This is a genomic window from Pseudovibrio sp. Alg231-02, from assembly GCF_900143565.1.
In the GTDB taxonomy this organism is placed as follows: Bacteria; Pseudomonadota; Alphaproteobacteria; order Rhizobiales; family Stappiaceae; genus Pseudovibrio.
On record NZ_FREX01000012.1, the window covers coordinates 117,955 to 137,793 of the forward strand.

Here is a 19,839-nt window from a genome sequence, read left to right on the forward strand (position 1 = left end):
AGCCCGATCCTCGGAGAAATTACGCAACACAACACTGCAAAAAGCCAGAGATTACGTCCGTGGCGGCATCATCAGCGGATCAACATCCGCATCGGAAAGCTCATCCAGCAGAGCCTCGAAGTCTTTGGCCTCGCGGAAATTCTTATAAACAGAAGCGAACCGCACATAAGCCACATCGTCAAGGGTTTTCAGCCCTTCCATGACCAAATGACCAATATCTTCCGCCACAACGTCACTTTCACCGGAGCTTTCCAACTGCCGGACAAGTCCGCTCACCATACGCTCTATACGCTCAGGCTCAACAGGACGCTTGCGGGTTGCGATCAGAACAGAGCGCATCAGCTTTTCGCGATCAAAAGGTACTCGGCGCCCGTTACGCTTGATAACGGTCAGCTCGCGCAGCTGAACACGCTCAAAGGTGGTAAAACGACCACCACAAGTCTGGCAGACCCTGCGCCGACGGATAGCTGTATTATCCTCGGTCGGGCGCGAATCCTTCACCTGGGTGTCATCACCCCCGCAATATGGACAACGCATCTCGCCTGCCTCCTTACTTAAACACTAAAGAACCGCCGAAGGGTGTCCGGCGGTTCTTCTCGTTTAAATTAGTTTTTGTAGATTGGGAACCGGGCAGTAAGGGCCAGTACCTTCTCTTTGACCCGTGCTTCCACAGCTTCGTTGTCGTCAACGGAATTTGCTTTGCGCAGACCTTCCAGAACCTCGGTAATCAGCTTCCCGATTTCACGGAATTCTTCCTTACCAAACCCACGGGAAGTCCCAGCAGGTGTACCAAGGCGGATACCGGAGGTGATGGTCGGTTTCTGAGGATCAAGCGGAACACCGTTCTTGTTACAGGTGATGTTCGCACGGCCCAGAGAAATCTCTGCGTTTTTGCCGGTCAGTTCCATTGGACGCAAATCAACCAGCATCAGGTGTGTGTCCGTACCGCCAGAAACGATATCCAGACCACCTTCAACCAGTGTCGCAGCCAGAACCTGTGCGTTTTCGACAACGTCTTTCGCGTAGGTCTTGAACTCAGGACGCAGCGCTTCACCGAAGGCAACAGCCTTACCAGCGATCACATGCATCAAAGGACCACCCTGCAGACCTGGGAAAATCGCAGAGTTGATCTTTTTCGCAATGTCAGCGTCGTTGGTCACAACCAGACCACCACGAGGACCGCGCAGGGTCTTATGGGTGGTGGATGTTGCAACATGCGCATGCGGGAACGGGCTTGGATGCTGACCACCAGCAACAAGACCTGCAAAGTGCGCCATGTCGACCCAAAGGTAAGCGCCTACTTCGTCAGCGATTGCGCGGAACGCAGCAAAATCAATCTCACGGGAGTAAGCAGAACCGCCAGCAATGATGATCTTTGGCTGGTGTTCTTTAGCAAGCTCACGCACCTCATCCATGTTGATGTGGCCAGTTTCAGTGTTCAGGCCGTACTGAACAGCGTTGAACCACTTGCCGGACAAGTTCGGGCGAGCGCCGTGTGTCAGGTGACCACCTGCATCAAGGCTCATGCCGAGCAGAGTGTCGCCTGGTTTCGCCAAAGCAAGCAAAACAGACTGGTTGGCCTGAGAGCCGGAATTCGCCTGCACGTTAGCAAACTCACAGCCGAACAGCTCTTTTACGCGGTCGATTGCAAGACGTTCAACGATATCGACGTATTCACAACCACCGTAGTAACGGCGACCAGGATAACCCTCGGCGTATTTGTTGGTCAGGACGGAACCCTGCGCCTCAAGCACAGCGCGAGATACAATATTTTCCGAAGCGATAAGCTCAATCTCGTTCTGCTGACGAGTAAGTTCTTTATTGATTGCCTCGAGAAGCTCTGGGTCACCAGAAGCCAGGCTACCTGTAAAAAACTCTGGGTAGAGCGGCGTCGTAATTGGATTATCCGATACGGACATAGGTGGACCTCATGACAAGGTTGGAGCAACAAACTGACGAAACGTCCCAATATCGTTTCGCATTCCCATCCCGACAAGTTGTAGCTTCGGGTCCTAGCCCATTAACATATAGGGGGTAACGAACCAAGCGTTGTTCATAGGAATTGCGCAATACTATTGCTGCCATCACCCAAAATTTATGAATTACGCATCTTGAGGTTGTAATTTGCGTTCCAGCTTCCGAAGTGCCAGCTGTTTCAGATGCGACTCGCTCGCATTACGAGGCCCCACAACAAACACCTCAACACCGCTGTGAGCACAAATTGCCGTCATGCGAACAGCATTCCCAACCACGCGCGTCTCAAAATAGACCTGCCCCAACTTAGACATATGGCCCCTCGCCTTGCTTCTCTCAGATTCGTAAGTTGCCTGCCGTTTTAGCAGGTAAAACAGCGCAGCACAGGCATACCCGCCCCCACATCCCCAAAAGAAAAGGGCCGCTCTGCATCTGGCAGAGACGGCCCTTCAAACTTGAAACTCTTGCAAAACCTTACTGAGCAGAGGCCTGCGCCATCGGATCAGCACTCGCGGCGTAAAGCCCATCCTTGTCGTAGATGTCATCCCGGAAGTGAACCATACCATCGCTCAGCGCCCACGCAGTCACGTAGGACATGTGGAGCGGAATACGGCTCTTCATCTTCACATCCGTACGCTCACCTGAGTTGATGGCTGCATCCACGCGGCTGCGGGTCCAGTCTGGTGTTGTCGACCCAAGCAACCATGTCACCAGCTCACGCACGTTCTGCACACGCACACAGCCGGAGGAATGGAAGCGATAGCCCTCACCGAACAAAGACTGCTCTGGCGTATCGTGCAGATACACTTGATGGGTGTTGTTGAAGTTGATCCGGATACTGCCCATGGAGTTGCCCTCACCTGGGTCCTGCGTAAAGCGATACTGGGTCGCTTCATCCGTATTCCAGTCAATCTCCTGCCACTGCTTTTCTTTGCCATACCAGTCATAGATATGAATGTTGTTCTTCGCCAGATACTGCGGATCCTTCTGCATCTTCGGAATCAGGTCTTTCCGGATAATGCTGACAGGAACTGTCCAGTACGGGTTGAAGTTCACTTCATAAATCGCAGAGCTGAGGATCGGAGACTGGCGATCCTGCTTGCCAACAACAGCGGTGTGGCGGGAGCGAACACGGCCATTCTCAACAACCTCAATGCGAGCTGCCGGAATGTTCACGTTCACATAGGTATCTGTCACGTTTTCAGCCAAAGCAGAAACGCGCTCCAGATTGGTCCGCAGCTGCTGCAAACGCACCTCAACAGGCACATTCATCGCAATCACGGTTGCTCGCCCCACAACACCATCCGGTGTCAGGCCATGGCGCAACTGAAAGCGGCGAACAGCTGAATCAACGTAACTGTCAAAAACCTCAGAAACACCCGCATGCTGCGCCATGTCGCCTGAAACAATCAGGCGCTGTCGCAAAGCTGCAATTGCCGGTGCGCGCATACCAATGCGCAAAACTTTCTTGGTGGAGACCTCAGGCCAACCGCCATTGAGAGCGATACGTTCATAATCGAGAATCGCATCAATCATGTACTGGCTGGTCTGCTTGGAGATGATCGGAGCCACAAAATCAATCTGCTCCAGAGAAGAGACGCCCTCATCAAAGGTGTCTTCCCATTCCGTGCCCTGACCAACGATAGGCTGTGTAGGAGCAACCGGCGCCGGCTGACTGACGGCTTGCTGAATGCTGCCATTATAGGAAAGCAGGTCTGGAACCTTAACCTGTGCCTGTGCAGACATCATACCTGCAGAAAGGCCCGTACTCACAACGAGAGCCAGAGCAAACTTGCTGCGGTTTAAAAGAGGTGCCAACACGAATAGTTTCTCCTAGCAATCAGTCATTCTGTAAGATTCCATGTAACTTGGTAAACAGAGACTTAACATGGCAAATCTACATGGCATTATCTTAGCAAACTCGCAAGACTTCAGCCAAAAATCGGGGAGGAACATCTGTTGGTGAATTAAAGAAAGTGATCGATCCCCTGAACAAATCAGAGTTGACAGCTTCTAAATTTACAATGCCAACAGCACTTTTTCAGCCCGAAAAGTGAGAGTGTGTATTCCCCACTCAATGTGACCGTTTAATGGCTAATTACTCCAAGTGGGAAAAAGGTGGTTACGCAGCGAGCGTTGGTTTGCACCTAGTGCAAGAAAGCAACAATCAGCCCAACTTACTCACAGATGCCTTATCTGGAGCTGGCCCACCACCCGCAGCAATCCCGTGCAAGCTTTGCCGCAAGTCGGCCCTCATAACATGCAAAAACACCGCCCCCGGTGCATGGAAGCGGTGTTTTTTGAAAGCCCTGATATCGCCGAAAATTAAAGACGATAGAGGATTTGATCTGTCCAGAAGCGTTCCAGACGACGCAGGGACCGGTTCAGCTCTTCAAAGTTCTCGGTTGAGAGCTCACCAACCTGCTCAACAGAAAGAATATGACGACTGTAAAGGTCATCAACAATCTGAGCAATCTCGCGCCCTTTTTCCGTCAGGCTCACCCGCACAGAGCGGCGATCCATCTGGGAACGTTCGTGATTGATGTATCCGGTTTCAACGAGTTTCTTCAGATTATAAGAAACGTTGGAACCAAGATAATAACCGCGAGTACGAAGCTCGCCTGCAGTCAGCTCGGCGTCGCCAATGTTGAAAAGAAGCAGCGCCTGAACGCTGTTCACATCGGAACGACCCATCCGGTCAAACTCATCTTTAATGACGTCAAGAAGACGACGATGCAGACGCTCGATGAGCGTCAGTGCCTCGAGGTATGCAGGCTTCAGCCCTACCGTTTCTTCTTCTTGCGCCAAGACCTCAACGGCCCTGTTTGTATTGATCATCTGGTTGCGCCTCATGTCCATATTTTTCGTGCGTTCGTATTTTTATCAGCACTTGAAGCAAATTTACGCGACCGCTTCTAAGAACCGCTTAAGAGACACGATGAATTATTTCTTAATCACTAGCAAGCGTGTAGACCTTTCCGTTAACCCTCTGTTTACCCTGACTTCCGAAGCAAGTGGATGATGCCGGAGAAGTCGACGTTTTCCCCGCCATTGTTACAGTATTCCTCATAGAGCCGAGCCGCCTTTTCACCCATTGGTGTGTTAGCTCCGCTCGAATCTGCTGCCTCTTCCGCCAGTAGCAAGTCTTTCAGCATCATTGGCGCTGCAAAGCCGGGCTTATATTCATTGTTGGCTGGCGACGTCGGAACCGGTCCGGGAATCGGGCAGTAGGAGGTCAAAGACCAACACTGACCGGAGGACTTGGAGGAGATGTCGTAAAGCTTCTGTGGGTCCAGACCCAACTTTTCAGCCAAAACAAACGCCTCACAGGTACCGATCATCGAAATACCAAGCAACATGTTGTTACAGATCTTTGCTGCCTGCCCAGCGCCAGCATCACCGGCATGAACAATCGAGGCTCCCATAATATCCAGGAGCGGCTTAGCCCGTTCAAATGCAGAATCAGGCCCACCAACCATAAAGGTCAATGTGCCGTTCGCAGCACCCACAATACCCCCGGAAACCGGAGCATCGACCATGCCCATGCCAGCTTCGCTTGCTGCTTTTGCAACATCGCGACTGCTGTCCACATCAATAGTCGAGCTATCGATAAACAGCGTGCCCTTTGGTGCATGCGCAAGAATTCCATCTTCGCCCGTATACACGGCACGAACATGCTTCCCTGCTGGCAGCATGGTAACAACAGCCTGAACGTCGCGAACCGCTTCAACTGCTGACGAAGCAACTTGCCCGCCCGCAGCCTGAAACGCAGTACGCGCCTCTTCAGAAAGATCTACACCGACGACTTCATGTCCGGCTTTGACAAGATTTGCAGCCATAGGGCCGCCCATATTGCCAAGACCAATAAAAGCAACGCGAAGAACAGTTTCTCCCATTGCATCCTCCCGAAAATCGCCGTCCGTCAGGATTTTGAACATTTAGAACTTGCCCCAAGCTGATCACTTAGGGTTCGCTCAGATCAATTTGACGTGAACGGCAGTTTGCAAAACAGTAAATTTCAATGAGTTACAGACCAAACTGAACTTTGGTCGATCAGGCCCGTTCCTCTCGCTCTGCAAGGTAAAGCAGAACGAGATAAAGGGCGATTGCACTGATGTAGAATACGACCTCAGTCGGACTACGACCAAAGACCATAGGAAACACGGAATACATCACCACCTGAGCCAGTGAGCGGAACAGCCACATCACTGTTCCCCAGCTGGAAAGCAGCCACAGACCAATGGCAGTCACCAGATCGAGAATAGCGAAAAAGATAATGGTAGATTGCACTTGTACGCCGACGCTCTCAAACGGAGCACCGTCAATCAGGCGCACACCAAGTATAGCGCCCCAGTAGCTTAGGCCTGCAAATAGCATGAAGACGGCAAGCAGCCTGACATACGCATGCAGCAAAAACTGAAAGGAGGGAACCCTCTTCATCAGCTCTACAAAAACGCCAGGCATACCTAAAGCTCCACCTTACAAATCTGCCTCAATCATGGCAGTAAGCCCCTTGCCCCGTTAAAATACGAGGTCACCCCCCTTCGGTGACATAAAATGGGCCTCAACATCAACTGTTTTTATTTCATCCAGGCTTGAATGCTGCCATTTAGGGGCGTGATCCTTATCGATAATCACAGCTCGTACACCCTCATAGAAATCCTTGCCCAGCAGAATCTGCGAAACAATCCGATGCTCCATGACCATACACTCAGCCATGGAAAGCCCCGCACCGCGCCGCACCTGCTGAAAAGCAACTTCCATGCTGAGCGGAGACCGCTTGCCAATCGTTTCCAGAGCAGCAACTGCAAAGTCATCATGCTCCGAGCCCTGCAACTTGCGCAGACGGTCCACAACTTCCAGCGTGCTCTCAGCGCCAAAGCACTCATCCACCACATCCGCTTTGGCATGTAGCGGCGCAGGCCCCGGATCAAACGCATAACGCGCCAGCACAGGCTCTACGTCCTGAGCCTCACACAGCGCCTCTGCCAACGCAGCCATATCCTCAGACTTCACCGCATGGGTTAAAATGCCGGTCCAGTAGCAATCCGCTTGCCTCAACCGCTCCCCGGTCATCGCGCAATACATGCCCGTGTTCTGAGGCATCTTCGGCAGGAAGTGACTGCCGCCCACATCCGGGAAGAAACCAATCGCCGTCTCAGGCATGGCAAACATCGTCTTCTCACTGCCCACACGATAGGCACCATGAACCGAGATACCGACACCGCCGCCCATCACGATACCATCAAGCAGTGCAATCAAAGGCTTAGCGTAGCTTTCCATGTAAGTGTTGAGGCGATACTCATCCGCAAAGAACGGCAGGCTCACATCAATTTTCTCAGGCCCGTTTTCGGCAACCTGACGAATATCTCCGCCCGCGCAAAAGGCCTTTTCACTGTTGCTCTTAATGAGAACATGATGGACCGCATCATCAATCAGCCAGCGCTCCAGTTGCCGGTGCATCGCAACGCACATCTCATGTGTCAGCGCATTCAGCGCCTTGGGGCGATTGAGAATGATAAGACCGGCATGGCCCTTCTCTTCAAAAAGAACATCAGTAGTTTCGGACAAGACTTCCCCCGCATATTCCTGTTGCACAGCGTACCTATTCATTTTGCTAAATTTGCTCAGCGTATCTCTGAAAAGTGGCTACCGATTTCCGGATAAAGAAACGCAATATAAGAGCCAAAGCAGTTCCCTCCAACCATCCTAAGAAGAACTGCTTCGGCAACTCAAGCTTTCATCAACTCACGCGCCACGATGACGCGCATAATCTCGTTGGTTCCTTCCAGTATCTGGTGAACCCGCAAGTCGCGCAAATGACGCTCCAGCGGATAATCCTTCAGATACCCGTAACCACCATGGATCTGCAGCGCTTCATTGACCACCTTGAAGCCCGTATCCGTCGCAAGCCGCTTGGCCATCGCCGCCATCTTGGTCGCCTGAGGGTCTTTCCGGTCCAGCAGAAACGCCGCCTTATGCAGCAGCAAACGCGCCGCTTCCAGTTCCGTCGCCATATCCGCAATCTTGAACTGCAGCGCCTGAAACTGAGCCAGCGAGCGCCCGAACTGCTTGCGCTCATCCATATACTGCAAAGCCCGGTCCAGACAGAACTGCGCCCCGCCAAGCGAACAGGCCCCAATGTTCAGGCGCCCACCATCAAGTCCGGCCATGGCAATCGAAAAGCCTTGCCCCTCTGCGCCAACCAGGTTCTCAACCGGAACACGGCAGTCTTCAAAGATCACCTGCGCCGTCGGCTGGCTGCACCAACCAAGCTTATGCTCGTTGGCCCCAAAGGACAGACCCGGCGCATCCTTCTCAACCACGATGCACGATATCCCCTTCGGCCCGTCCTCCCCCGTGCGCACCATACACACGTACACATCAGAGACACCGCCGCCAGAGATGAAGGATTTTGAGCCGTTGATCACATAATGATCACCATCCCGCACCGCCTTCGTGCGCAGCGACGCCGCATCTGATCCAGCCCCCGGCTCGGTCAGACAATAACTCGCCACCTTCTCCATGCTGCAAAGACCGGGGAGAAACCTCTGCCGGACCTCATCAGACCCAAACCGGTCCAGCATGCCAGCGGCCATATTATGGATAGACAAAAACGCCGAGGTGGAAACACATCCCTTGGAGAGCTCTTCAAAGATCAATGCCCCATCAAGACGTCCCAGCTGAGAGCCGCCCACATCTTCACGCACATACAGCCCGCCCAGACCCAGCGCCGCTGCCTTGCGAAGCACATCCAGCGGGAAATGAGATTTCGCATCCCACTCTGCTGCAAAAGGCGCCATCTCCTCCTGCGCAAATCCGGCTGCCATATCCACAAAGGCGCGTTGATCTTCGTTCAGTTCAAATTCCATGGAATCCGTCCTCCCGGCAAGCAGCCTCCCACAACCACCAGCCACAATATTAATGTAATTGCGTCAATCGGTAGACCCACACCAAAACTGCGTCAATTCTCGGAAAGACCAAGATAAGACCAATTGCTCAGTCAAAACAGCGCCCCGTACACAGCAACGTTCCAAAAACGCAAAGCTTTCAAACCAACGCAACAAATCGCGCAAAGCTATAATCAACGAGTGATTCCCCGCTTGCTCCCCTCATGCCTCCAATCAGCTGAGAGGATAAGTCTGTCGTCCACCGTTTAATTGCTCTGAAAGCGAAAACCTTCCCGCGTTTCTAAAGAACCTCTGGAACACAAAAAGAATTTGAGTTTCATCAAGCAAACTCCCCGTGCTATCTGACATCAAATGCCCTAGTAGTTTTGAGTAAACCGACGCTCTCAGAGCTAAAGACGCCACACAACAAGTCATTCAGGTGAGTTACCATGCCGTTTGCCAATGAATCGCATTCTTCCGTAGACATGAACCAGATTTTGAACGGCCGCCGAATGCGTCGCAATCGTCACAGCGATTGGTCCCGTCGTTTGATCCGCGAAAACACAATCACCACGGACGACCTGATCTGGCCAATCTTCCTGATTGATGGCGAGAAGAAAACCGAACCAGTCACGTCCATGCCAGGCGTTGAGCGCTATTCTGTCGATATGGCAGTGCGCGCCGCTGAGCAGGCTGCAGAACTTGGCATTCCGGTTATGGCACTGTTTCCAAACACCGACCCTGATTTGCGCGACGAAATGGGCACCGAAGCGCTAAACGACAGCAACCTGACCTGCCGCGCGCTGCAAGCCATCAAAGCAGAAGGTTTCCCTGTTGGCCTGATGACAGACGTTGCGCTGGACCCTTACACCTCTCACGGCCACGATGGCCTGATGGCAGGTGACAAGATCATCAATGATGAGACCGTAGATCAGCTGTGCCGTCAGGCCCTTATTCAGGCAGAAGCTGGCTCTGATATCATTGCACCTTCTGACATGATGGATGGCCGTATCGGTGCAATCCGCTATGCGCTGGACAATAATAACTTTGAAAACCTGCAAATCATGGCCTACTCCGCAAAGTATGCCTCCGCATTCTACGGCCCGTTCCGCGACGCTGTTGGCTCCAACTCAAACCTGAAGGGCGACAAACGCACCTATCAGATGGATCCGGCCAACACGGACGAAGCGCTGAAAGAAGCTGAGCTGGATCTGGATGAAGGTGCAGACATGATCATGGTGAAGCCGGGAATGCCTTACCTTGATATTCTCCGCCGCATCAAAGACGCCTTCCTTGCACCAACCTACGCCTATCAGGTCTCCGGCGAATACGCCATGATCTGCGCAGCAGCGCAAAACGGCTGGATGGACAAAGACAAAGCCATGCTGGAAAGCCTGATGGCGTTTAAACGCGCTGGCGCAGATGGTGTCTTAACCTACTTTGCACCTGAACTTGCGAAAAAGCTAAACGGCAAATAAAGCCCGTAAAACAAGACACCTGCGAGAACAAAACATGCCAAAGGTGGCCTCACCTCTTCTCACCCTTTCCAAGATTGAAGAGGCTGCAAACAACATCAAGGGCGCGGTGATATCAACACCGCTCCTGCCAGCCGCTCAACTGGATGCCATCACAGGCGCCACTGTTTTCGTCAAATACGAAAACATGCAGGCCACCAACGCTTTCAAAGAGCGCGGCGCCCTGAACAAGCTGCTGCACCTGACAGAAGAAGAAAAGAGCCGCGGCGTGATTGCCATGTCCGCCGGCAACCACGCGCAAGCTGTGGCTCTTCATGCACAGCGTCTTGGCATCCCGGCACTCATCGTCATGCCCAACGGCACGCCTTACGTAAAGGTGGAAGCAACCAAAGCCTTTGGCGCCAAAGTCGTTCTTGCCGGCGAAACCGTAGACGATGCCAAGAACGAAGCTGACCGCCTTTCTGAAAAACACGGCTACATCTGGGTTCATCCGTTTGATGATCTGGAAGTCATCGCAGGACAAGGCACAATCGCTCTTGAAATGCTGAAGGCCCAGCCAGATCTGGACACGCTGATCGTACCAATCGGCGGTGGCGGCATGATCTCCGGCATCGCAGTCGCAGCCAAGGCGATCAAGCCGGATATCGAGATCATCGGTGTTGAAAGCGAGCTCTACCCGTCCATGTATGCTGCCCTGCGCAACCAGCCTATGGAATGCGGCGGCAACTCTCTGGCAGAAGGTATCGCGGTCAAAGTGCCCGGCACTTATACCCAGCAGCTGGTCAAGCAATATGTCGACGATATTTTACTCGTCAGCGAAAGCCAGATCGAGGAAGCCATCAACATCTTCCTCACCCGCCTGAAAACGGTGGCTGAAGGAGCTGGTGCTGCAGGCCTTGCCGCCATCTGCGCCCATCCAGAACGATTTAAAGGCAAAAAGGTTGGACTTGTCCTTTGTGGAGGCAACATCAATCCCCGCCTGCTGGCATCCATCGCACTGCGCCAGCTGGTCCGCCTTGGCAACATCATACACATCCGCTGCAACATCCCGGATCGTCCGGGCATCCTTGGCGAAATATCGACAACGATCGGTCAGTTGGGTGGCAACATTTTGGAAGTCTCTCACCATCGCCTCTTCCTTGACGTCTCCGTAAAAGGCGCAACACTGGACGTGGCTATTGAGACCCGTGACAATCAGCACGCAAAAGAAATCGTTGCTGCGCTGGAAGAAGGAGATATCCACGTCTCCCACCTGTCTTCTGGCGAGATGCGATTCTAGGGTTATCCCCACTCGCAAACTGCAATTGAGATCAGCATCTGCACGAACACCGTGTTCGTGCAGATGCTCGCATTATGAGCGGCGCAAAATTATCCTCTCATTGCCAGATTCTACAAAAATAGTTTGCTACCCCCGCTTGAAACTTGAAAATAGCACACCCAATTCTACTGAGAGACGCTGGGGAATGCCCCGGCACAGTTGAACCTGACAGAGGCAGAAATGAGCCAAGAAGTGAGCGCGCACCCGAACATCTATTATGATCCCTATCTTAATCCTCAGCTGTTTGACGGCGTGCGGAAAAAACGGATCTTTGCGTGCGTCATCGATATTATCGCGATCACCGTTCTCTCTACCATCGCTTACTTTGTCGTCGGCTTTCTCGGCATCCTGACACTCGGCCTTGCATGGCTGTTATTCCCTGCAATCTGGCCACTTGTTGCCTTGGCCTACACTGCATTTTCACTGGGTGGGTTTAACTCCGCAACACCGGGCATGCGTGCATTCGGCTTGGAAATGCGCCTGAGCAACGGCGGACGTCCATATCCGCTCTATGCAGCAATCCACGTCCTGCTCTTTTATTTCTCAGTAACAATACTCAGCCCTTTTGTCCTCATAGTCTCATTGTTTAGTGACCAAAAGCGCCTGCTCCATGATATCGTGCTTGGTGCCGTTATTATGAATTCCCCGGTGGATAGTCTGCATCGATAACAAACCAATGATGCAACGTGCAGTGACGAACCTGCCAGGACCCTCTAATAACGTGTGAAAGTGTAGCACGAGCGGGGACGCGCATGGAGAACCTGAACATACCGATGATCCTGACCTTTGTGATCATCGGATTCACGATCGTCCTGTATGCGCTGGAACGCGTTGCGATCGAGATCGTAGCACTGGGCTCCATTGTAGCCCTCATGCTACTGTTCATGGCTTTTCCCCAAACATTGAATGGAACGCCAATCAGGCCGGAGGACTTTCTCTCCGGCTTTTCCAATCAAGCGCTGATCACGGTGATCTGCTTGCTGATTGTCGGCCAAGGCCTCTTCCAGACGGATGCCCTCGACAAACCCGCTCAGGCGATCCTGCGCATCTCAAAACAGCGCCGCTGGCTGGCAACCGGCCCTTTGCTGATTACTGTTGGCATTGTCAGCGCATTTTTGAACAACACACCCGTTGTTGTCATCACGCTTCCAATTCTGACCACCGTCGCCGCCGCGCATAACACCTCCTCCTCTCGTTTTCTTATGCCTCTCTCGTTCATTACGATCCTTGGCGGCATGACAACGATGATCGGCTCCTCCACCAACCTGCTCGTAGCCAATGTCGCCAACGCAACTGGTGAAGTCCGTATCAACTTCTTCACCTTCACCGCATTCGGTTCCATTCTCGCAGCTGTCGGTGCAGTTTATGTTTTGGTGATTTTGCCGCGTCTGCTCAAACCTCGCCAAACCATGGCAGAGGAGTTCACCGGCAAGGATGGACGCCAGTTTATCGCGCAGATTCCAATCGTTTACGGCCATCCTCTGGTGGGCGAAAAGGCTGTCGCAGGTATGTTCCCAGCGCTTAAGGAAATGACGGTTCGCCTGATCCAGCGCGGAGAACGCCCGCTCCTGCCCCCCTTTGAAGACGTTCAGCTGCAACCGGGCGATACAGTAATCGTTGCCGCCACCCGCGACACTCTCACCCGCGCCATCAGCCAACGCCATCCTCTCCTTCCAGCTGATGCAAACGAGAGCCCAACCAGCGAAGCAGAACACGCCTCTCCATCTGGTACGCTCACTCTTGCAGAAGCAGTTATTGCCCCCGGCTCCCGCCTGATTGGCCGCACACTCTCCATGACAAGCTTCCACGCCGACACCGGCTGTGTTGTCACCGGGTTGCAGCGCCGCAGCCGCATGCCGCGCATGCCAATGACCGATATCCGCATGGAATCCGGCGATGTTTTGCTGATTGCTGGCAACCGCGAAGAAATCAACCGCCTGCGCGGAAACCGCGATGTCCTGCTCATGGACTGGTCTGCAACCGAGCTGCCACAACGACAATATGCCCGTCGCGCACTGGCAATTTTCGTTGCCATGATCACAGTCGCGGTGTCTGGTGTTGTGCCAATTATGGTAGCATCAATCGCAGCAACCCTTGCTATGATCATGTGCGGCTGCCTCAACATCCGCCAGACACTGCGCACAATCGACAGCCGGATATTCATGTTGATCGGCGCCTCCATTGCTGCCTCCCTCGCTCTGGAAGCAACGGGGGGTGATAATGCCATTGCACAGACATTGCTCAACATCGCCGACGGCAGATCTCCAGCCTTTGTCCTCTCGCTTCTCTTTGCCGTTGTTGCGATTTTAACCAACTTACTCAGCAACAATGCAACAGCGGTGCTCTTCACGCCCATCGCAATCGAGATGGCACACAGGACAGGCGTGCCCGTAGAGCCCTTCATTGTCTGCCTGATTTTTGCAGCAAACTGTTCATTTGCAACACCAATCGGCTACCAGACAAACCTCATCGTAATGGGTCCGGGGCACTACCGTTTCTCAGATTTTCTCTTCGCCGGCACACCTCTCGCCATAATCATATGGTTGACCTTCTCAATTGTCGCTCCTTACTATTATAATCTGTAAGGCGAAAAGAGGATAAATAAGAGAAAGGGACGCCCTAGGTGACACGGCAAGCCTATGATAACCCGCAGTTTTATCTGACTGCCCCTACGGATTGCCCCTACCTGCCAGATCGTAAAGAACGCAAAGTCTTCACGCATCTTGTCGGGCCCAACGCCCCTGCGCTCAATGACGTCCTCACACAAGGCGGTTTCCGCCGCTCTCAAAACATCGCCTATCGTCCTGCCTGCGAAGACTGCCGCGCCTGTGTTTCAATCCGCGTCTGCGCACAAGAGTTTCAATGGACGAAGTCTTTGAAGCGTGTCTGGAAAGACAATCAGGATCTGATCGGAACAGAACTTCCACCAGGCCCTTCAACAGAGCAATACGATCTGTTCCATGAATACTTAAGTGCCCGCCACACCAACGGCGGCATGACAGAGATGTCCCCCACCGACTATTCCATGATGGTGGAAGACACACACGTGGAGACAGCCCTCATTGAGTACCGCCGCAGAGGCCCGAACACCTTCATATCCGGCGAAGGCGAAGGTCCGCTGATTGGGGTTGCGCTAACAGATCGCCTCTGCGATGGCCTGTCCATGGTCTACTCGTTCTTCGACCACAACGAGACCACGCGAAGCCTCGGCACCTATATGATCCTGGAACACATCGCCCGCGCACAGCACCTTGGCCTGCCCTACGTGTATTTGGGATATTGGGTTCAGGGGTCTCCAAAAATGACTTACAAAGAACGCTTCAAGCCACAAGAGCACCTTGGTGCACAAGGCTGGGAAAAGCAGAAATGATATCCCCCTCTCAAATCTAGAGGGATTTCAGATAGCCCTGAACGCGCAGGAACACCGACGTAAACTCTTCAGCCGTAATGCGCCGCGTGTTTACGTTGTACTGCGAACAATGGAAGCTGGAAAACATTCTGAGAGAAGGCGTAAGCTGAATTTCACAAGCATGCGCAAAAGGATAGTCACGAAGCTTAAGCTCAAAGGCTTTGAGCAGCTCTTCATGTGCCGTCCGCCCAACAGCCACAACAGCCCTCGTCGCATCACTAACCAACAGAGAATCCAGAAAGAATTCACGACACCTCCGGATCTCAGCAGGCTTAGGCGCATTCTTCGGCGGCATACATTTCACCACATTGGTAATGCGCACATCAATCGGCTCTATCCCGAGCTCAGGCTCTGCCTCATTCCTGTAAGCAGCAAAACCACTCGCCGTCAGCGCACCATTCAACATCTCACCTGAAAAATCACCAAAGAATGGAATACCCGTACGGTTCCCTCCTTTGTGCCCAGGCGCCAACCCAACAACAATAAGAGAGGCATCAACTGGACCAAAATCCAGCACCGGCGCGTTGTGCCAGTCAGGGTGAAGCGCACGCAGCTCCTCCCTATACGCAACAAGCCGGGAACAGAGTGCACACTCTCTCCCCGGCTTCTGCAAACTTTCGATACCGTGACGAACCTTAGTAGTCGTCATCTCCGATCTCATCATCCTCTTCTTCAACACGAGGTGGACGTTCACTTGGGTCACGTCCAACACGCTGCATCAGCGTAGATAATTCAATGAAGTGATCAGCCTGACGGCGCAGGTCATCAGCAATCATTGGAGGTTGCGTCTGAAGTGTAGAAACAACAGAAACTTTACGGCCACGACGCTGCAGCGCCTCAACCAGAGAACGGAAGTCACCATCACCAGAGAACAGTACAATATGGTCAACATGGTCAATAAGCTGCATGGCATCTACAGCCAGCTCAATGTCCATATTGCCCTTAATTTTGCGACGTCCTGCAGAATCCACGAATTCCTTTACAGGTTTGGTAACAACTTTATAGCCATTGTAGTCCAGCCAATCGATCAGAGGTCGAATGGAGGAATACTCCTGCTCTTCCACCAACGCTGTGTAATAGTAAGCGCGTAGCAGGTAGCCCTTTGATTGGAATTCTTTCAAGAGACGCTTGTAATCGATATCGAAGCCAATAGCTTTCGCTGTCGAATAAAGGTTCGCTCCATCAATGAATAAAGCAATCTTTTCGCGGGGATCAAACATATTATTTTTAGCCTTTCCGCTGCACAGACGCGTAAGTCAGTAACTTGTTATAAGCAATCACTTTCTGGGCATGCCTGTTTGCTGTCGTGACATGCCTAGAATGTATGCCATTCTAATTGACCCGGTTGCACTCTACGTTAAATCGAATACGCATTCGTTACGGACAAACATAAAACCTTGCCCCTCAGCATATATATTGCATTGGCCTAGTTAATATTGGACCAATGCGGTTCGATTCACCGGCCAGAAACTAAAACAAGATGAATGAAATTTACAGATGTCATCTTGCATAAATTAACAGGAACCCACTAAATATTCCCAGTTTATATTATAGATCCAAGTTAGCTTAGAAACAAACCACCGGATATAGATACTAAAGGTTCCAATAGAAACAAGGTTTCCTTGTTTTTTCGGATCTAGTGCATCCCAAGAAAATCTAGGTCCCCAAATGGGTTAATCTCTTATGTTATTTTTTTTCATCTATTCCAATTCCAGTGTACAATTCACATCTTGAATAGCATTCAGGAGTTGCAGATTTGAAAATTCATTCCCCCAGAAGAAGCTGTAATAAAAAACTAATCCGACGCAGCACTGCACACTAAAACATCTCTTCACAATAGTATTTAAACTAAAATCATGCGCGATAGACCTAAAGCCCCAATTTTTCTATGGCCTAATCTTAAGCAGCAGAAAGATGGAAAAACGCTCCCCACATAATAAGATGTAAAGGAGTTGCACAAAAAATGCAGAAACGGCTCTTGCCTTGCAACAAGAAGCATTCTATGAGTGGCCTCTGAATTCCCAGATATTATGGAGTGATCGAATGGCACGTGTGACCGTCGAAGATTGCGTCGACAAGGTTGAAAACCGGTTCGAGCTGGTTCTACTTGCCAGCCATCGCGCCCGGATGATTTCAAGTGGTTCTCCACTGACAATCGACCGCGACAATGATAAAAATCCGGTCTGCGCACTTCGCGAGATTGCTGAAGAAACTGTGAGCCCTGAAGATCTTAAAGAAGATCTCATTCACTCACTACAGAAGTTCGTTGAAGTTGATGAACCAGAAGCTGAAACAGCTCCAATGGTTCCAAGTGACCCACAGCAGCTTCAGATTAATGCCGTTGATGATTCAGAAGTAGAATTTGACAGTATTACTGAAGAAGACCTGCTTAAGGGGCTTGAAGGCTTGGTACCGCCGGAACGTTCCGACGACTACTAATCGCCCTCTGCAAGATGTCGGCGTCGGCCGGGCCGGCGCCTCGCATTTTCAGGTCCGGCCCTAGCTTATTTTTAAAGTGAAGCGGCCGCCCGAAAATGATGCGTCAATACGAACTTGTTGAGAAAGTAACCAGCTACAATCCCAATGCGGATGAAGCACTGCTCAACAAGGCATATGTTTATGCCATGCAAAAGCATGGTACCCAGACCCGCGCCTCTGGGGATCCTTATATTTCCCACCCTCTTGAAGTTGCTGCAATCCTCACGGATCTGAAGCTTGACGACGCAACCATTGCTGTCGCTCTTCTTCACGACACCATTGAGGACACCGATGCCACACGTGCCGAGATTGACCGCATGTTTGGCGAAGAGATCGGCAAGCTCGTAGAGGGACTTACAAAGATCCAACGCCTGGATCTGGTTTCCAGAAAAGCAAAACAGGCCGAGAACTTCCGCAAGCTCCTGCTTGCGATTGCTGATGATGTCCGCGTCCTCCTTGTGAAGCTGGCTGATCGCCTGCACAACATGCGCACACTTCACCACATGCGCGAAGACAAACGCCTCCGCATCGCTGAAGAAACCATGGAAATCTATGCACCCCTTGCTGGCCGCATGGGTATGCAGGACATTCGCGATGAGCTGGAAGACATCTCTTTCGAGACACTCTACCCGGACGCCCGCGATACCATTCGTGAACGCCTGGCAACTCTACATGGCAAGAACGAAAGCCTGATCACGGACATTGAAGAGGACCTGACGCAGCGCCTCGCCGAACAAGGCATCACAGCCAAGATCAGTGGACGCGAAAAGCGCGCCTACTCCATCTTCCGTAAGATGGAAGAAAAGTCTCTCGGCTTCGAACAGCTCTCCGATATCTACGGCTTCCGCGCAATCGTGCCAACACCAGAAGATTGCTACCGTGTACTGGGCGTAATCCATACGGCTTGGCCATGTGTACCGGGCCGCTTCAAAGATTACATCTCGACGCCAAAGCAGAACGACTATCGCTCCATACACACAACCGTGGTTGGACCGAAACGTCAGCGTGTAGAGCTGCAGATCCGCACCCAAGCCATGCACCGCATCGCTGAAAACGGCATCGCAGCACACGCGCTCTACAAAGACGGAGTCACCGGTGGCCGCAACATTCAGTCCATGACGGCTGAATCCCGCGCCTATGGCTGGCTGCGCGGCACCATTGACCTGCTAGCGCAAGGGGAATCCCCGGAAGAATTTCTCGAGCATACCAAGCTTGAACTCTTCCACGACCAGGTCTTTTGCTTCACACCAAAAGGCCGTTTGATCGCACTGCCACGCGGTGCAACCCCAATCGATTTTGCCTACGCCGTTCACACGGATATCGGCAATACCTGCGTGGGCTGTAAAATCAACGGACGCATCTCATCGCTGGTCACTGAGCTGACCAACGGCGATGAAGTTGACGTCGTCCGCTCACAGGCGCAGACCCCTCCTCCGGCCTGGGAAAACATTGCTGTCACAGGCAAAGCACGCTCTGCAATTCGCAAGGCAACCAAAGCTTCCGCACGCCAGCAATATGGCGGACTTGGCAAGCACATCCTTGAACGCGCCTTCTCCCATGCAGGCAAGGACTTCGACGAAGCTGCTCTTGAAGCACACATCAAGAAGTTCACCATGGAAACCACCCTCGACTTGCTCGTCGCCGTGGGTCGCGGAGATGTACAAGCAAGCGCAATTCTGGAAGTTGCATATCCAGACTACGCACCAGCACAAACAGCCGACCGCAACCCAAGTGCACCACCCGCAGCAGGCTCAGCCTCAGAAGGCTGGTTTGATCTGGACAAAGGCAGCTCGGTCAAGTTCAAGATTCCGGAAGGATCTCAGGAGAGTTCCAAGAACGGCTCTCTGCCGATCCGTACCAGCGTCTCCGGCTCACTCCCTGTGCGCTTTGCTCCAAGTGGTGGCGCAGTACCAGGAGATCGCATTGTCGGCATCCTGACACCGGGCGTCGGCATCACCATCTACCCGATCCAATCACCGGATCTGAAGGAATTCGACGATCAGCCTGAGCGTTGGCTCGACGTGCGCTGGGACATCGACCCCAATGCACCGGAACGTTTCCCGGCGCAGATCAGCGTGTTCGCGGTCAACGAGCCCGGTTCACTGGCAGCAATCACCAAGGTCATCGGTGATCACCGCGGTAACATTGATAATATCAAAATGATCCGCAAAGCCTCCGATTTTCACGAGATGCTAATTGATCTTGAGGTATGGGATTTGAAGCACCTGAATCTGATCCTGAACCAGCTGCGTGCCAAACCCAACGTTTCAGAAGCGCAAAGGGTGAACGGCTAGC

Annotated in this window: 18 protein-coding genes; 7 read left to right on the forward strand and 11 right to left on the reverse strand. The window is 52.4% G+C overall.

What is annotated here, in order from left to right:
- Positions 1 to 51: 51 nt before the first annotated feature.
- The 9 genes from nrdR to DHN43_RS24085 all read right to left on the reverse strand — a co-directional run bounded on the left by nrdR (position 52) and on the right by DHN43_RS24085 (position 8,846).
- Positions 52 to 537 carry a transcriptional regulator NrdR gene (gene nrdR / locus DHN43_RS24045; RefSeq protein ID WP_057464295.1) on the reverse strand — a complete coding sequence of 162 codons (486 nt, stop codon included), beginning with the start codon at positions 535 to 537 and terminating at the stop codon, positions 52 to 54.
- A gap of 68 nt (positions 538 to 605) precedes the next feature.
- Positions 606 to 1,919 (reverse strand): serine hydroxymethyltransferase, encoded by a 1,314-nt coding sequence (gene glyA, locus DHN43_RS24050; protein WP_108820329.1) that lies wholly within the window; start codon positions 1,917 to 1,919, stop codon positions 606 to 608.
- 183 nt (positions 1,920 to 2,102) lie between these two features.
- Positions 2,103 to 2,288 carry a DUF6898 family protein gene (locus DHN43_RS24055; RefSeq protein ID WP_063305415.1) on the reverse strand — a complete coding sequence of 62 codons (186 nt, stop codon included), beginning with the start codon at positions 2,286 to 2,288 and terminating at the stop codon, positions 2,103 to 2,105.
- Positions 2,289 to 2,448: 160 nt separating this feature from the next.
- Positions 2,449 to 3,795, reverse strand: a complete 1,347-nt coding sequence (locus DHN43_RS24060; RefSeq protein ID WP_057464292.1) for a L,D-transpeptidase family protein — start codon at positions 3,793 to 3,795, stop codon at positions 2,449 to 2,451.
- Positions 3,796 to 4,299: 504 nt separating this feature from the next.
- Positions 4,300 to 4,812, reverse strand: coding sequence for a transcriptional regulator LdtR (gene ldtR / locus DHN43_RS24065; RefSeq protein WP_057464291.1), 513 nt, complete (start codon positions 4,810 to 4,812; stop codon positions 4,300 to 4,302).
- Between the two features lie 155 nt (positions 4,813 to 4,967).
- Positions 4,968 to 5,870 (reverse strand): 3-hydroxyisobutyrate dehydrogenase, encoded by a 903-nt coding sequence (gene mmsB / locus DHN43_RS24070; protein ID WP_063289382.1) that lies wholly within the window; start codon positions 5,868 to 5,870, stop codon positions 4,968 to 4,970.
- A gap of 157 nt (positions 5,871 to 6,027) precedes the next feature.
- Positions 6,028 to 6,438 (reverse strand): DUF6163 family protein, encoded by a 411-nt coding sequence (locus tag DHN43_RS24075; protein WP_057464290.1) that lies wholly within the window; start codon positions 6,436 to 6,438, stop codon positions 6,028 to 6,030.
- Between the two features lie 57 nt (positions 6,439 to 6,495).
- Positions 6,496 to 7,545 (reverse strand): enoyl-CoA hydratase/isomerase family protein, encoded by a 1,050-nt coding sequence (locus DHN43_RS24080; RefSeq protein ID WP_244278270.1) that lies wholly within the window; start codon positions 7,543 to 7,545, stop codon positions 6,496 to 6,498.
- Between the two features lie 161 nt (positions 7,546 to 7,706).
- The gene (locus DHN43_RS24085; RefSeq protein ID WP_108820330.1) at positions 7,707 to 8,846 is read right to left on the reverse strand and encodes an isobutyryl-CoA dehydrogenase; all 1,140 of its coding nucleotides are present in this window, start codon (positions 8,844 to 8,846) and stop codon (positions 7,707 to 7,709) included.
- A gap of 467 nt (positions 8,847 to 9,313) precedes the next feature.
- Between DHN43_RS24085 and hemB the strand changes: the two genes are divergently transcribed.
- The 5 genes from hemB to DHN43_RS24110 all read left to right on the forward strand — a co-directional run bounded on the left by hemB (position 9,314) and on the right by DHN43_RS24110 (position 15,027).
- Positions 9,314 to 10,342 carry a porphobilinogen synthase gene (gene hemB, locus DHN43_RS24090; protein ID WP_057464288.1) on the forward strand — a complete coding sequence of 343 codons (1,029 nt, stop codon included), beginning with the start codon at positions 9,314 to 9,316 and terminating at the stop codon, positions 10,340 to 10,342.
- A gap of 34 nt (positions 10,343 to 10,376) precedes the next feature.
- Positions 10,377 to 11,618 (forward strand): threonine ammonia-lyase, encoded by a 1,242-nt coding sequence (locus DHN43_RS24095; protein ID WP_063289208.1) that lies wholly within the window; start codon positions 10,377 to 10,379, stop codon positions 11,616 to 11,618.
- 219 nt (positions 11,619 to 11,837) lie between these two features.
- Positions 11,838 to 12,326, forward strand: coding sequence for an RDD family protein (locus DHN43_RS24100; RefSeq protein WP_208981025.1), 489 nt, complete (start codon positions 11,838 to 11,840; stop codon positions 12,324 to 12,326).
- Positions 12,327 to 12,409: 83 nt separating this feature from the next.
- A complete protein-coding gene (locus tag DHN43_RS24105; RefSeq protein ID WP_063297554.1) occupies positions 12,410 to 14,242 on the forward strand; it encodes an SLC13 family permease in 1,833 nt (610 codons plus the stop codon).
- Positions 14,243 to 14,280: 38 nt separating this feature from the next.
- On the forward strand, positions 14,281 to 15,027 hold the full coding sequence (locus DHN43_RS24110; RefSeq protein WP_063297555.1) for an arginyltransferase: 747 nt from the start codon (positions 14,281 to 14,283) through the stop codon (positions 15,025 to 15,027).
- Between the two features lie 16 nt (positions 15,028 to 15,043).
- On the opposite strand, the gene DHN43_RS24115 is transcribed toward DHN43_RS24110, so the two are convergent.
- Together DHN43_RS24115 and DHN43_RS24120 are read right to left on the reverse strand one after the other, a co-directional pair.
- Positions 15,044 to 15,715 carry a uracil-DNA glycosylase gene (locus DHN43_RS24115; RefSeq protein WP_208995608.1) on the reverse strand — a complete coding sequence of 224 codons (672 nt, stop codon included), beginning with the start codon at positions 15,713 to 15,715 and terminating at the stop codon, positions 15,044 to 15,046.
- A complete protein-coding gene (locus DHN43_RS24120; protein WP_057464284.1) occupies positions 15,702 to 16,286 on the reverse strand; it encodes a LabA-like NYN domain-containing protein in 585 nt (194 codons plus the stop codon). The genes DHN43_RS24115 and DHN43_RS24120 overlap by 14 nt, the downstream gene beginning before the upstream one ends.
- Positions 16,287 to 17,109: 823 nt before the next feature.
- On the opposite strand from DHN43_RS24120, the gene rpoZ reads away from it, so the two are divergent.
- Together rpoZ and DHN43_RS24130 are read left to right on the forward strand one after the other, a co-directional pair.
- Positions 17,110 to 17,505 carry a DNA-directed RNA polymerase subunit omega gene (rpoZ, locus tag DHN43_RS24125; protein WP_057464283.1) on the forward strand — a complete coding sequence of 132 codons (396 nt, stop codon included), beginning with the start codon at positions 17,110 to 17,112 and terminating at the stop codon, positions 17,503 to 17,505.
- A 95-nt stretch (positions 17,506 to 17,600) separates the two neighbouring features.
- Positions 17,601 to 19,838 carry a RelA/SpoT family protein gene (locus DHN43_RS24130; protein WP_063291607.1) on the forward strand — a complete coding sequence of 746 codons (2,238 nt, stop codon included), beginning with the start codon at positions 17,601 to 17,603 and terminating at the stop codon, positions 19,836 to 19,838.
- Position 19,839: the final 1 nt, after the last annotated feature.